12 protein-coding genes are annotated in these 13,855 nt (G+C 41.8%); 5 read left to right on the forward strand and 7 right to left on the reverse strand.

Annotated elements, in window-relative coordinates:
* Positions 1–31: 31 nt before the first annotated feature.
* Positions 32–754 carry a sulfite exporter TauE/SafE family protein gene (locus J8Z23_RS17960; RefSeq protein WP_054867404.1) on the reverse strand — a complete coding sequence of 241 codons (723 nt, stop codon included), beginning with the start codon at positions 752–754 and terminating at the stop codon, positions 32–34.
* 446 nt (positions 755–1,200) lie between these two features.
* On the opposite strand from J8Z23_RS17960, the gene J8Z23_RS17965 reads away from it, so the two are divergent.
* Positions 1,201–1,731 (forward strand): prepilin-type N-terminal cleavage/methylation domain-containing protein, encoded by a 531-nt coding sequence (locus J8Z23_RS17965; protein ID WP_065646306.1) that lies wholly within the window; start codon positions 1,201–1,203, stop codon positions 1,729–1,731.
* A gap of 48 nt (positions 1,732–1,779) precedes the next feature.
* Here the strand turns inward: J8Z23_RS17965 and J8Z23_RS17970 are convergent, their stop codons facing one another.
* Positions 1,780–2,760 (reverse strand): chemotaxis protein, encoded by a 981-nt coding sequence (locus J8Z23_RS17970; RefSeq protein ID WP_025998672.1) that lies wholly within the window; start codon positions 2,758–2,760, stop codon positions 1,780–1,782.
* A gap of 448 nt (positions 2,761–3,208) precedes the next feature.
* On the opposite strand from J8Z23_RS17970, the gene J8Z23_RS17975 reads away from it, so the two are divergent.
* Positions 3,209–3,847 (forward strand): response regulator, encoded by a 639-nt coding sequence (locus J8Z23_RS17975; protein ID WP_434635656.1) that lies wholly within the window; start codon positions 3,209–3,211, stop codon positions 3,845–3,847.
* Here J8Z23_RS17975 and J8Z23_RS17980 read toward each other — a convergent pair.
* From J8Z23_RS17980 to J8Z23_RS17995, 4 genes are all read right to left on the reverse strand, one after another.
* Positions 3,844–4,731: a LysR family transcriptional regulator gene (locus J8Z23_RS17980; protein ID WP_006742316.1), complete on the reverse strand. Its 888-nt coding sequence runs from the start codon at positions 4,729–4,731 to the stop codon at positions 3,844–3,846. The genes J8Z23_RS17975 and J8Z23_RS17980 overlap by 4 nt on opposite strands.
* A 136-nt stretch (positions 4,732–4,867) precedes the next feature.
* Positions 4,868–6,229 carry a GGDEF domain-containing protein gene (locus J8Z23_RS17985; RefSeq protein ID WP_006742317.1) on the reverse strand — a complete coding sequence of 454 codons (1,362 nt, stop codon included), beginning with the start codon at positions 6,227–6,229 and terminating at the stop codon, positions 4,868–4,870.
* Positions 6,230–6,235: 6 nt separating this feature from the next.
* Positions 6,236–6,385 carry a hypothetical protein gene (locus J8Z23_RS17990; protein WP_006742318.1) on the reverse strand — a complete coding sequence of 50 codons (150 nt, stop codon included), beginning with the start codon at positions 6,383–6,385 and terminating at the stop codon, positions 6,236–6,238.
* A 4-nt stretch (positions 6,386–6,389) separates the two neighbouring features.
* Positions 6,390–7,544 carry an EAL domain-containing response regulator gene (locus J8Z23_RS17995; protein ID WP_104973628.1) on the reverse strand — a complete coding sequence of 385 codons (1,155 nt, stop codon included), beginning with the start codon at positions 7,542–7,544 and terminating at the stop codon, positions 6,390–6,392.
* 678 nt (positions 7,545–8,222) lie between these two features.
* On the opposite strand from J8Z23_RS17995, the gene ylqF reads away from it, so the two are divergent.
* Together ylqF and cqsA are read left to right on the forward strand one after the other, a co-directional pair.
* A complete protein-coding gene (ylqF, locus tag J8Z23_RS18000; protein WP_005376521.1) occupies positions 8,223–9,167 on the forward strand; it encodes a ribosome biogenesis GTPase YlqF in 945 nt (314 codons plus the stop codon).
* 340 nt (positions 9,168–9,507) lie between these two features.
* Complete coding sequence (cqsA, locus tag J8Z23_RS18005; RefSeq protein WP_161444694.1) at positions 9,508–10,689, forward strand: alpha-hydroxyketone-type quorum-sensing autoinducer synthase; 1,182 nt, start codon at positions 9,508–9,510, stop codon at positions 10,687–10,689.
* A gap of 103 nt (positions 10,690–10,792) precedes the next feature.
* Here cqsA and J8Z23_RS18010 read toward each other — a convergent pair whose 3' ends face one another.
* Positions 10,793–12,838, reverse strand: a complete 2,046-nt coding sequence (locus tag J8Z23_RS18010) for a response regulator (RefSeq protein WP_434635661.1) — start codon at positions 12,836–12,838, stop codon at positions 10,793–10,795.
* Between the two features lie 367 nt (positions 12,839–13,205).
* On the opposite strand from J8Z23_RS18010, the gene J8Z23_RS18015 reads away from it, so the two are divergent.
* Positions 13,206–13,823, forward strand: coding sequence for an HAD family hydrolase (locus tag J8Z23_RS18015; protein ID WP_434635662.1), 618 nt, complete (start codon positions 13,206–13,208; stop codon positions 13,821–13,823).
* Positions 13,824–13,855 lie beyond the last annotated feature (32 nt).

Raw genomic sequence — 13,855 nt, forward strand, 5'->3', positions numbered from 1 at the left:
ATATCCTTGTGAATTTAAGATGCTGAGGGCATTATTGGTTCAACGCTTGTACTACTGCTGTAAACCCACTCACAAAACACAACATAAGTGCTCCAAACCGAATTTTTTCTTTTGGTAACGATTGGGTGGTTTTCATCGCGAGCCAATACCCAAGTGCTGCCGCAGGTAATAGCGGAATAGTAATCACCAAATGGTGTAATGTGAAGAAACCAGCGGGAATTTGAACAACGAGCGAAATGATGGAACTGAAAACAAAAAATGCCGATAGGTTACCACGTAACTGATTCGCTTCTTGATGTTGCAACAACAACGCCATAGGTGGGCCTCCAATCGCCGAACTGGTACCAAACAATCCAGAAAAGAATCCTGCTAATGTCATACGCGATGGTGTGGGTTCAACCCGAAACGGTAAAACACTCACCACAACCGCGAATAACACCAAAAAACCAATCCAAAGTGTAAGGGCTTGAGTCGAGACAAAAAACAGTAGCAAGCCGCCAGCAACCGATCCGGGCACACGCCCAATCAATGCCATTTTTAAGCCGCCGATTTCAACACTACTGCGGTGCTTCATCGCATTCATCAACGAAATAAATAACGCGACTAAACAGATTGGTGCAGGCACATACTCCGGCGCCCAAAGAATCAGTAAAGGTGCGGCAACAATTGCCAAGCCAAAGCCTATTGCGGTTTGTACATAAGAGCCAAGAAATATTAGCCCTATCGCAAGCAAGTTTATCGAATCGAATTCCATTTAGATTATTCTTATATTTGAAAGCCAAACACGAAACCAAAGCACATTCGCATGATGAATGCGTCGAGTGTGTTGTGATATGAATCTCGCGTAGCATTCATCAAAGTGAACAAAAAGACAATCCATTTGTGCGGTTTGCCGTCACTTCTTTTCGTCTTTCATTCATCCGATGTACACGTATGCTTATATCTAGGCGAATTCATGCTCGACTGTTCATGCAGCATTTCTTCCACGGAATTAATGACTGCTCAAAAACGGCCGCATTAGATCTTTGAACCCTCCTCCCGCTCTATGTAGGCGTAGCCGATTCTCACTACGTCGGTATAGCACTTTATGACTCATCGCTTTATACTATTGATCATTTTGTCATTACCGTACTTATTTACACAACAACAAGTGTACGGTCAGTGTTACTTTTTCTACCTTTAACTTGCTGTGAAAATAATATGAGAAAACAAACTGGATTTACTCTAATAGAGTTAGTCGTAGTTATTGTCGTGCTTGGCATTCTTGCTGTCACTGCCGCACCACGCTTTTTAAACCTTCAAAGTGATGCGCGTGAAGCGCGTTTAGAAGGCATGAAGGGCGCGATTGCATCAGCGCTCGGTGTCGGTTATGGGAAAATGGCGATTGCAGGGTTGGAGAGCAAATCTTACGTTTCAAACTTCGTAGACAGTGCTTTAATGGCCGATTTACCATTTGACGGTTGTAATATTGGTGGTTCAAAACGCTGTGTTTTCTTATATGGGTATCCTGATACTGATAGCGAGTCGATGAAATTGCTTGTGCAAGGGCTGAACGAAGAAGGCTCAGATTGGAAAACATTTCATCACCCAGCGGGTTCAACAACACGAGAAATGGTCATTGCAGCAGTAGACGAAAAAAGAGCAAGCCTGACACAATGCGGGATTTTATATGGACCACCGCAGGCTCCAAACGAAAGTTACACCTTAAAAATTCTTCCATGCCCACAATAAGATAAGGCTGCCCATCGGCAGCCTTATTTTTAATCTTATCGGGTTTGTTTACGCAAAGTTAAATACGTATTTATCCATCATATTCACCATACGGCCAATCTCTGGCTTGGTAATCGTATCATTTGCGCCAAGAGACAGTGCTTTCGCTCGGTTATCCTCACTCATCAATGATGAGAACATAATGATCGGCATTTCATGAAACGCTTCAGTATCGCGTAGTCTCTTCACTAAGTGCATACCATCCATTCGAGGCATTTCTACGTCTGTAACCACCGCATCTAACAGCTCTTTAACTGGCAAGTTTTCTTCTTTCGCGACCTCGATTAAGCTCATTAATTTCTCATGAGCCTCACCACCGTCTTTACAAGTGATCACATTGTAACCTGAAGAAGCTAATGTATCTTGAATCAAAGAGCGAATAAATGCTGAGTCATCCACCACCATGATCGTTTTAGCATTACGCTTACCCACCATTCTCTGGTTTAGATCTACCGACTTATCCCCTTTCACATCGTATTTTTCCATACTCAGCTCTGGGTTAATATCCGCGATGATTTTTTCAAAGTCGAGAATCATGATCAGGTTGCCTTCTTTGCGAACAACGGCCACTACACAATCTTGTTCGCCCGCTTCCAAAAACTGACTTGGTGATTCCACATCATTCCAAGAGATACGATGAATACGTGAAATACTATCAATCAGAAAGCCATTGGTCATTTTGTTGAAATCAGTAACGATAACAAACTTACGCTCTAGGTCCTGGCGTGTTGGTACACCTAACCAACCAGCTAAATCTACTAAAGGCGTCAATACATCTCTGGACGAAAACACCCCGATCATGTGAGGTTGTGCGTTTGGATAATCGGTTGTCTCTGGTACGCGAATCACTTCTCGTACTTTCGCAACGTTGATGCCGTAATAACAAGTTTTTGTGCTGCCATCCGGCAATGTTTTTTCTAAATGAAACTCGATGATTTCAAGCTCATTGGTACCACTTTCTGTCAAAATGGTGCTGGTTACGTTACTCATAAAGCCAATTATCCAACCAAAATACGCATCAGAAAAAGTTTGATGCAAACGCCATGAGAAGCCATTCTCAGGCTAAAAATCCAAGCATCCTTTTTAGTCGTTACAACAAAGTTTGTAAACCACCAAAAGGACGGCCAACGCACATTTCCATATCAAACTGTGAAAAAATGTCTCATTTTTGAACAGGATAACATGAGTTAACTTAGTGCGACGTTACCTTCCCACTTTTAACGGCCATTTCGATGAAAAGTTTAGGGTTAATATTGATGTTTTTCGTTGGCCTATCACTATACCCACACATATGAAATCCCTCGTGTATTGGCGTATTCGACAGTATCTTATTCAATTGTGCTCAGTGAATTTCAATTATAGAAAATGTCATTTTCCTTTCCATCAGAAAGGTTTTTCCTACAATCCCTCTTAATACAATCATATTGCGTTGGGCGGTATGACAGTTCGGATAGTAGTGAGGCTCCATTTGTATAATGTTCTTATCATTGATGACCAACCACTTTACAGCGAAGCACTGACTTCTCTTGTTGAGAGCGTAATCATCACAGCCGAAGTCATTCAGTCGAAAGACAGCGCAGAAGTAATGGACTTAGTGAGAAATACAAAAATTGATTTTATTATTCTAGACGTTGTCCTTGGTGATCGAGATGGTATGCGTTTGGCGAAGAATATTTTAGCAACGGGCTATCAAGGTAAATTACTTTTCATTTCTTCACGCGACTATTCCAGCCTTTCTAAAGCGGCTTACGAGATGGGAGCTCATGGTTTCTTGAATAAAAACGAGACAAAAGAAGCGATTACTGACGCGATTGTGAGTGTCTCACGTGGGTACTCTATGTTTAAGTCTACTCACGCTCCTTCTAATGGTGATGTCACGCTATCCAATCGCGAAGCCATGGTGTTCCACTACTTAGCTCAGGGCTATTCAAATAAACGTATTTCAGAACAACTATCGCTCAGCGCTAAAACCATCAGCACTTACAAAACTCGTATTTTGAAAAAATACCATGCAGATTCATTAATTGAATTACTGCATACGATCCCAAGCGCTGAAAACATTCAATGCGATCGTTAGTTCTTCATATATTTTGCAATGGCATCGGTTAATATCTGGTGCATTGCGTCGTGACGATGGCTTTGCTTCATCTGAAGTACAACCTTTGGCCAGCCGTTGGGGTAATAAGATTCAGGAATACGAATAAAACGGTATCCTTCGATTGGCGCCTGATACTCCAGAAAAACCGTCGCCGCCTTTTTTTGTTTGAGCAGCTTTAGCACACTGCTCACGTTATCTAGCGCTGCAATTCGATTGATCACCATACCGTGATTCTCCATTGCTCGTTTTGCAAGCTGCTCTTTCTCTTTCCAACCGATAATTTCAAGCATAATAAATGGCAGTTTGGCAGCCTCTCCAAGAGTGGTGATCCCAAGCTCTTCCGGAACAACAACCACAGCAGGCGCGTAGCCAATAAATTTCTGATGGATAGATTTTGGCAATTCATCATTGAAGTAATGAAGCTGGGCATCCACTTTGCCTAAAAGGATTTCGTCCACCGTATATTCCGTGATGGTTGCGACAGTAATATGAGCTTTAGGAAACAGCGTCATTAAATCCATCGCCAACAAGTGTCCAAATGAGTACTGAGCCGTTTGGGGTAAACAGACCGTTATATCCTTACTGTATTTTTCTGGTTTGAATTCTGATCGAACTAAGCATGTTTCTAAGTTATCTAATGCATCTGCAATTTTGGGTAGCTGACGCATCAGAAAGTTGGTGGGTTCTAAATGATGTGGGTGACGAATGAATAGTTCATCACCAAGTTGGATGCGTAAGCGAGCAAGATATTTACTGATCGACGCCTCACTCTTGCCCAAGGCTTTCGCTACGGGTTTAAGCTGACGATGCTTTTCTAACAGAACCAGTATTTTTAATAGGTTTAGATCAAGGTCTTTGTTCACGATACAGTACCAGTTGGGTCTTATGCTAATCAGCAATCAAAGGAGCATTATGCATTGCTCGACTAATATAAAAGACCAAGGGTACTGCTTGGTCAAATTTATCAAACAGTTATGTCATGGTTATGTATTGTTGTCCTCAAACACGCTGTTTTTTCATTTCATATAACTCTTCATCTGCTCTCACGATCACCTCTTGCAGCGTTTCATCCTCTTCGCGCACAGCAACACCAGTACTAACGCTGATCTCTATATCTAATGTATTTAAACGATTGTGTTTAACAACGCCACGGAGCTTTTTCGCTAACATGGAAGCTTTGCTCATGCTGCATCCGGGCAAAATTACAATAAACTCATCACCACCAGTCCTGACTAAGTAGTCACTGTTCCGAAAAACCTTTCTCATTGAGTCTGCAATAATAACAATGACTTCATCGCCAACATGGTGTCCGTAACGATCATTAATCTTCTTGATACGATTTCCGTCAATCGCAATGATAGAGTATGGTTCAACCTCCATTCGATGTTTAAACCGCTCTTCTTTAAATACTCGCCGATTTAATAATCCGGTCAAGTCATCTTGCGTTACATCACTCAGAGCATTTTCTAATTGAATTTTGCTCTGTTTAGATTCATTGGCTTTTCGATAATAGGCGAACGCTACGACAGAATAGATGACAAGAATAAAGCTGTAGTCCACCACTATTTTACTAAACGGATATTGGTAAATAACAAGATTATTATTGTCGGCAACATAGGATTGAGTGTAAGCAAAATGAGCTAAGGGGTAGCTCGGAAAGTAAATAATTATCTGCTTATTTCCGTTACTAACCTCTACGTCAACGGCTTTGCCTTCATTATAAAGCGATGATAAATACAGTTGTTCCGAAAATTCGCCGACAAGCTTCCCTCTATAGTAGACGGGACTCATGATACTTAATGCCATCTCATCTGAATACGTGGTTTTGAAGGGCTTAGAGATAAGAACTCGGTCGGAGAGCTGCTCTTTCCACGCGGCAAGAATACAAGCGTAATTCACTCTGCACCATTCTATATCAAACGTCTCTTTAGATCCCTCTAGAGCTGGGATTGGTCGTTCTAAGATGAGTTTGTCACTAGTGTAAGAACGAAAGTACAATATGGCGTCTTCTCTATCGTAGACATTGGACAAATGAGCTTCTGCTTGGTGTAGTGCTTTACGAGCAACAGTTTCCACATAATCTAGGTTTTTATACGGCTTTAAAGCATAAATTGCATCTTGAAAACTGAAGTCAGTCAGTACTTCTATTTGTTCGATACTGAAGTTTTCATACTGCGCCAATTGAGCTTCGGTCAACAAGCCTAGCAGAATGACCTTCTGCTTTGTTTTTGCTAAATTGTTAGCGTACGTATTAAATTGCTTCTCCTCATAAGAGATGAGTACAGCACCAATCATGGTCACCGATACAATAAATAACAACATCGCAACCGCAAAAGAAGAAACAAAACTTCTTACATTCATAACACTTTATGTTCCCACTACTTTTGCAAGTTCAATAACATCATTCACATTAAACTTGTCTAGAAATCGACGTTTCTTGGTACTCACGGTTTTATCACTGATAGCCACACAGATAAACATTTGATCATCAAAGATCAAACAGTTCAATTTTTTCATATTTTTACTTCAAAATAGTGATTACCTCTAACGGCATGGGCTTATCAATGTAAAAGCCTTGGCAGATGTCTATTCCACATTCGCGCATGGTTTTATAGGTTACTTCGTCTTCGACACCTTCTGCGACAATACGAATATTGAGGCTTTTCGCTAAAGCACAAATAGCGATGACAATGCTTTTCTTTTTCAGGTCTTCACTCGCTCCGTAGACAAAAACGCGGTCAAGTTTGATCTCGTTAAAAGGTAACTTTGCCAACTTTTCAAATGTAGATGAGCCCGTACCAAAATCATCAATTGATACCGTGACACCTTTCATTCTGAGTTTGATGAGGTTTTTGTAGATAGACGTGCTAGCTTGGAAAGCTTCCCGCTCTGTAATCTCAATGGTGATTTGTGACGGGTCGACACCACTTTCCGAGCATTGTTGAATAAAACGATGCGAGAAGTCAGGGTCGTTCAAGTTTTCGTGGTCGACATTAATCGAGACCTTTTGGGTTAATCCCCTATTGTTGATGTCATAGATTGTATTAATCAGCACTGATTGAAAAAGTTCAGAAGACAAATGGCATCGTTTTACGATCGGAAGAAAGTGGTTTGGTAACAACACGCCATAAATAGGATGCACCCAACGCGCTAACGCTTCATAACCTAAAAGCTCACCACTATGTGCGTCTACCAAAGGTTGGTAATAATTCTTCACTCGTCCTTCACCCAAAGCAAATAAAAACTCTTGGTCTTGCAGTGCGATAGGTTGAGCAAACGCTGTTTTTCGCGTTCTTTCATCTTTTATTTGGTTGAGGAGTTTAACCACTTGCATTTCGTCGTACGGCTTAGGCAGTTCTCCTAATATCTCAAAACTAAACCCTTCGCACATTTCTCGTACTGCCGAGATGATGCTCTGCTCCAACAAACTGACTAGCACGACTTGCCCGTGATACTGAATTTGGTCGAATACTTCCAAGATGTCGATACCGCCTTTTCCCGGCATCTGGAGATCGCAAAAGATCACATCAAAATATTGCTCTTGTGCACATTGACTAGCAGTGTCCACACAATTGAATGTACTGACTGAAGCGCCACTATGACCCAATATTTGGGTAAGTATCTTGGTTTGTAGAGGATGACCATCAATCACCATCACATTAAGCTGTGTATTCATTTATCTCTATCCAATAGTCTATATTTTCGATCTCCTGCTCGATTGGTTAAATTAATCCTGCCACTCGCTGATCAAAATCGACCAGCATTACTCAGCCTCAATGTAAAACTCAGTCTGCTTGTCTGTTCTCAATAACTGTCACTATCAATGAGTTAAAAAAGAAACTACTGGCAAAAATGTGGCAACGGACAACGCTGTAATACGACTTATCGTACTGAGCATAAAGCCTTACTCGGACTGGGCAGTCAGATTAATTTGTGTCGGCTAAAAGTCAAATTTCGACTAATAGCGAAATGAAATATAAATTACTGATATAAAGATAAAAATTTGAAATAAGTCAGAAAAAACCGACAAAACAATCCACCTTTGACTACACAATATTTGCGCTTAATATCTCACCAAAGTGAATACTTGTTGTAAGTCCGTTGGAGAGCATACTCAACAAATGTTTACTTGCTCGTCTTTAAACCGTGGCTTTTTGTCTCCATCTTGAATGCTTCGCCGTCATTCCGTGATAAACTAGCTCATTAACACGAAAAAAACGCTCAACTTTGCGGTACAGAGCCACAAAAGTAAGTACGGTTTTAACACACTCTGTCTAAAACTATGCTGCTCGAAGCTCAAATTACTACTCGTACGCCCGTTGGAGCAGTAAGAAAATTAAGGTATTAAATTCAAATGGTTAATAACTCAATCCAGTGGTTTCCTGGCCACATGCACAAAGCACGCAAAGAGATCGAAGAAGCAATCCCACAAGTGGATGTGATCATCGAAGTACTGGATGCTCGTATTCCTTTCAGTAGTGAAAACCCTTTGATTTCTCAAATCCGTGGTGACAAGCCGGTCGTTAAAGTCTTGAACAAGCGTGATTTGGCCGATCCTGAGTTAACTCAATTATGGATTGAGCACTTGGAGCAAGAGCAACACGTAAAAGCAATGGCGATCACGACGTCAGAACCGCAAGAAGTGCATCGAATCATGGAGCTTTGCCGTAAACTTGCCCCACACCGTGAAGAGATCGGTAAAAACATTCGTACCATGATCATGGGGATCCCAAACGTTGGGAAATCGACAATCATCAATACTCTAGCTGGTCGAACGATCGCGGTGACTGGTAACCAGCCCGCGGTAACACGTCGTCAGCAGCGCATCAACCTGCAAAATGGCATCGTTTTATCAGATACTCCAGGGATTCTGTGGCCAAAAGTGGAAAACCCACACAGTGGCTTCCGTTTAGCTGCTACAGGCGCTGTAAAAGATACTGCGATGGAATACGACGAGGTTGCGTTTTACACCATTGAGTACCTAGCAGCCCACTATGCAGACAAGCTTAAAGAGCGTTACCAAATCGAAGAGCTTCCTGAATCAGATATCGAGATCATGGAAGAAATTGGTCGTCGCCGTGGTGCACTACGCGCAGGTGGACGTGTGGACTTGCACAAAGTATCAGAGATTTTGTTGCACGAACTTCGCCAAGGGACACTAGGCCAAATTACACTAGAGCGCCCAGAAATGATCACTCAAGAGCTGATTGAAGTCGAGATTGAAACCGCTCGTAAAGAAGAAGAAAAAGCGAAGCGTAAAGAAGAGCGCCGCAAGCGCTATCTACGTAATAAGCGATAAACTGATATTATCTTTTCCCAATCATATTTTAAGGCGCGATTTTCGCGCCTTTTTTGTTATCTAATGCGCCCATTTTTTCACTTTTCAAACTTTATATTCCTCATAAAAAGTCCAGACATGAAGCACGAAAAAAACACCGCAAAATCGCCGTATAAACTTTAAGCACAAACTAGTTTAGACCCCGGGCCCCTATAGAGTTACAGCCACCATCCAACCCTCAAATGTCGAGTTTGCAAGGGTCTGCAAACTTATGCAACCTGGTTAGTGACACTCTCCCCAAAATCCGCAATATGAATAAGTGTCAGCGCTGGCGTTTTTCCATATGAAGAAGAGATTTATTATGAGTGAAACTATACAAAGCAAACCACTTCCTTCCTTTATTGAGGAACGCCTAGATTTTCATATTCAAGATCTAATTGAACCGAACGAGAACAAGAAACACCTTGTTCTTGGTAAACGTCCACCGTGTAATGCCGTTGTTATGCAAAGCAATGATTACCTTGCACTGTCCCATAACAAGGAGATTCAAAACGCGCATCGTGATGCGATTTCTCAACACGATGACAACGTCGTGATGTCCGCGATTTTCTTGCAAGATGATGAATCAAAACCTGCATTTGAAACTCAACTAGCCAGTTTTGTCGGCATGCCTAGCTGTCTGCTTTCTCAATCAGGATGGGCTGCGAATGTCGGTTTATTACAGACTATTTGTGCACCGAACATACCTGTGTATATCGACTTCTTTGCGCATATGTCTTTATGGGAAGGTGCACGTATCGCAGGAGCACAAATTCATCCGTTTATGCATAACAACACCAACCACTTGCGAAAACAGATTTCACGCCATGGTTCGGGAATTATTGTTGTGGATTCGGTTTACAGCACTATCGGAACCATTGCTCCTCTACGTGATATCTACGAAATAGCACAAGAGTTTGACTGCGGCTTAGTTGTGGATGAATCGCACTCGTTAGGTACGCACGGTACGCAAGGCGCTGGGCTACTGCAAGAGCTGGATTTGACTCATATGGTGGATTTTGTAACCGTAAGTCTTGCAAAGACATTTGCTTATCGTGCTGGCGCAATTTTAGGTGCAGAAAAGCTGGCTAAGACGCTTCCATTTGTCGCGTATCCTGCCATTTTCAGCTCCACCGTGTTACCGCAAGAAATTATTCGGTTAGAAAAAACACTGGACGTCATAAAAAAAGCCGATGACAAACGGGAGATTTTGTTTAAAAGAGCGAAGTCTCTAGCCGTTGGTTTAAAACGTATTGGGTTTACTATTCGCAGTGAGTCGCAAATTATCGCGCTAGAATGTGGCAACGAAAGAAACACTGAGCGAGTTCGCGACTTTCTAGAAGAAAGGAATGTCTTTGGTGCAGTTTTCTGTCGCCCTGCAACAGGAAGAAACAAAAACATCATTCGTTTTTCTGTCAATGCGGACATGACTGCCGCCGAAGTCGATCACGTTCTTTCCGCCTGCCAAGAAGCGTTTGTTCATCCCGATCTAGAGTTTGTATAAGCTAGAGTGTAGGTAAAAATAAAGAGCTCAGCAGTTTTGCTGAGCTCTTTATCCGTATTCGCGTTATGATCAACTCGTCTCAAGATAACACAGTTGCGAGTGATTAAATCCAGTTTGCGATTTTGTCGAATAAGCGATTTTTATCCGCTGGTTTTACGATAAAGTCAGACATGCCAGAAGAGCCTATTTTGTCCAGCGTAACAGGTGAGCTATCCCCAGTATGCGCAATAATAGGTACCGACGCATAGTTTTTATCCGAGCTTCGAATTCGCCTTGAAGCTTCTACACCATCCATGATGGGCATCTCGATATCCATAAGAATGAGGTCAACGTTCTCTTGCTCTAATGTATCCAGTGCTTGCTGCCCGTCTTCTTTCTGAATCACTTCAAAGCCCTGCTTTTCGAGTAACATCGCGGTAAATTTTCGCAAAGATTCGTTATCATCCACGACCATAATTGTCCGTTTATTTGACGTATCCAAAGCCACTGAGGCCGTTGGTGTCGACACATAGCTTGAATCATACAAGAGACGGTCAATGGTTGGCTTAGTATTCAATAACCAGGCTTGAGTCTCGACCCAAATAGGCTCATATGCCGCTTTGCGTGCTCTCTGTGTCGGGTGATGCTCAAAAAGATAAACGATACGAGCTTCCGTGAAAGACAGAAGAGATTCTAATCTATCTAATTGGTTTGCTCTTGCATCCAAGCTCTCAAGATCGATAAAAATCAGGTCGAATTCGAACTCATACTCTTTCTTTTTGAGCACTTGATTAACATCTAAGATCGTTGATTCAAAACCCATAAAACGGCTAATGTCCGTCACTTTCGACACAAGAATATCTTGATTAGTCACCGTTAGGATGGTTTTGAGTTTGGTCAAATCGTTTTTAATTTCAGTCACGATATCAGATGTGATCGGCGGGAAAGTTAACGTGAACTGAGACCACTCACCTAGCTGAGACTGGCATTCAATGTTACCTCCAAAAGAACGCATCACTTTTTTACAAAATGGCAAACCCAAACCATAGCTGCCTGACTTACCAGTTGTGTAAAAGTCCTGAAATATATTACGTAGGACATCAGGAGCAATACCAGCACCATTATCGGTTACAACGATTTGGTTTGAGTGCTCCGTGCTCGTCATGGACACATGTATGTGGAAATCTTCAGATGTGCGATGATGGAAGGCGTTCTTGAAAAGGTTATACATAACGTATTTGAGTAAGGTATCGCTACCAAGAAAATCAAACTCACTTCTCGCATCTAGGGATATAGCAAAGCGATCCGTCGCACGCTTATAACTAAAGCTTTCAATCGCTTTTTCAACCACAGAGTGAGCAGAATGCTTTTGAAAACTGGATCGCGAGACACGGTTTTCGTCTATCGATGTCAGAAGTAAATCTATCGTCTCGTTGCCCGACTGGATGATGTTCATCGCATCCTCACTAACTTCGCGCAGCAGGGTGACATCCTCTCCGCTCATCAGATATTGGTCTTTCTCTGCTTCTTTTTTATTGGGTAAGACTGATTGGATAACATCGATTGACGTGCAAAGACCACTTAAAGGGTTACGCATTTCATGCGCAATTCCGGCCCCGAATGACTTGGCCAACGACACCTTCGCTTCGTGCTCTACTTGGTTCCGAAAGTAGAATAAATTGCCAAATACATAAATAAAGAGAAAGATTGGCACATGCGTCCAGTCCATTGTTAAATCGAGATGAAACCCTTTCGCCACCCAAGCAAAGAATGTCGCTAAACCTATTCCGGCAAAAGTTTGAGCGAACATAACTCTTGTGACATGAACCAATAGAATGTGCAAGAAAATCGCGGACATAAATGACATGACCCAAACATTGGACCAGTCATTCATCAGTAACATATAGAAAAAGAAAAACGGTAAGCAGATCGTTATCGTCACTTGGTAGTAAATATGGATATATTTTCGCCACGTTGACGACAGGCGATTTCTAAAAATGATGCCAAAGAACAATAGTGCACAAAACAATCTGAGCGGCAAGTTTTCATAAGCCTGTGGGAAAACAAAATCCCAAACAAAGTAGTACAGCGGAAAGCCAAGAAACCCCATCCAACCAACGAGAGTCAGGTTGGGTTCTGCATATTGATAAACCTTACGTATCGAGTCCATATTATCTATTTTGCCTACTCCGCCTGACGTCCCAATAGTGTGATTTGCATTCATTCTTATCGTTTTATTATTAAGTAATTATATATTACTTAACGCTTATAAGCAGCGCGAAATGGCGCAAATATTTCGCGACGCTTGTCTTTAATTTCAATCTTTTAAGATAGAGACACTTGATTTACAACCAAATAAATGAAGTTGCATATAGTTTAGTGTAATTTTGCGATAATCGCGTTGTATCCTAAGGGATGTTAATCTCATATACGTTCGAGACATTTAAACCGCGCCTTTGGCTCGAACTTCCAAAGATTTAACGACAGCACTCACTGTGGATGTAACGCGGTGATGAACAATTGGCTTGGGGTGTGTTATGGAACCTTTACAAATAAAAAACGTAATTTTTGATGTGGGAAATGTATTAGTACGCTGGTCTCCGGTAGAGATTGTTAGCTTAACATTTGGTCACTCAGTAGAAGCGGAAAAAATGGCCCAGTTGCTGTTTTCATCACAAATCTGGAAAGACTTAAACAAAGGAATCATTTCCGAAGAGGAAGCCAAACTTTGCTATCAACGTGAGCACAAAGTGACAGCGGAAGAAATGGACCGCTTTTTTTACTACGTCAAACATACACAAATATTACTTTACGGCAGTGTCGAACTGCTAAAAAGAATAAAAAGTGCAGGATATAGCGTTTATGCGCTCACAGACAACGTTAACGAAATTGTTGAGCATCTTCGTGCTACCTATGAATTCTGGCCGCTGTTTGACGGTGCAATCATCTCTTCTGAAGTGCAGTTACTAAAGCCACAAGCTGAGATCTACCAAGCCCTACTTTCAACATATCAGCTTCAGGCCGAGGAAACGGTATTTCTTGATGATATGCCATACAACGTCGAAGGAGCCCGAACGGTAGGCATGGCTGCCATTCAATTTGAAAATGCTCAGCAATGCGAGTCAGAGCTAAAAGCCATGGGGCTTTGCTTTTGAGTCGCCCACTGAAACACAATACTTTAGGTACA

It is taken from the genome of Vibrio sp. SCSIO 43086 (assembly GCF_051132235.1).
GTDB lineage: Bacteria > Pseudomonadota > Gammaproteobacteria > Enterobacterales > Vibrionaceae > Vibrio > Vibrio diabolicus.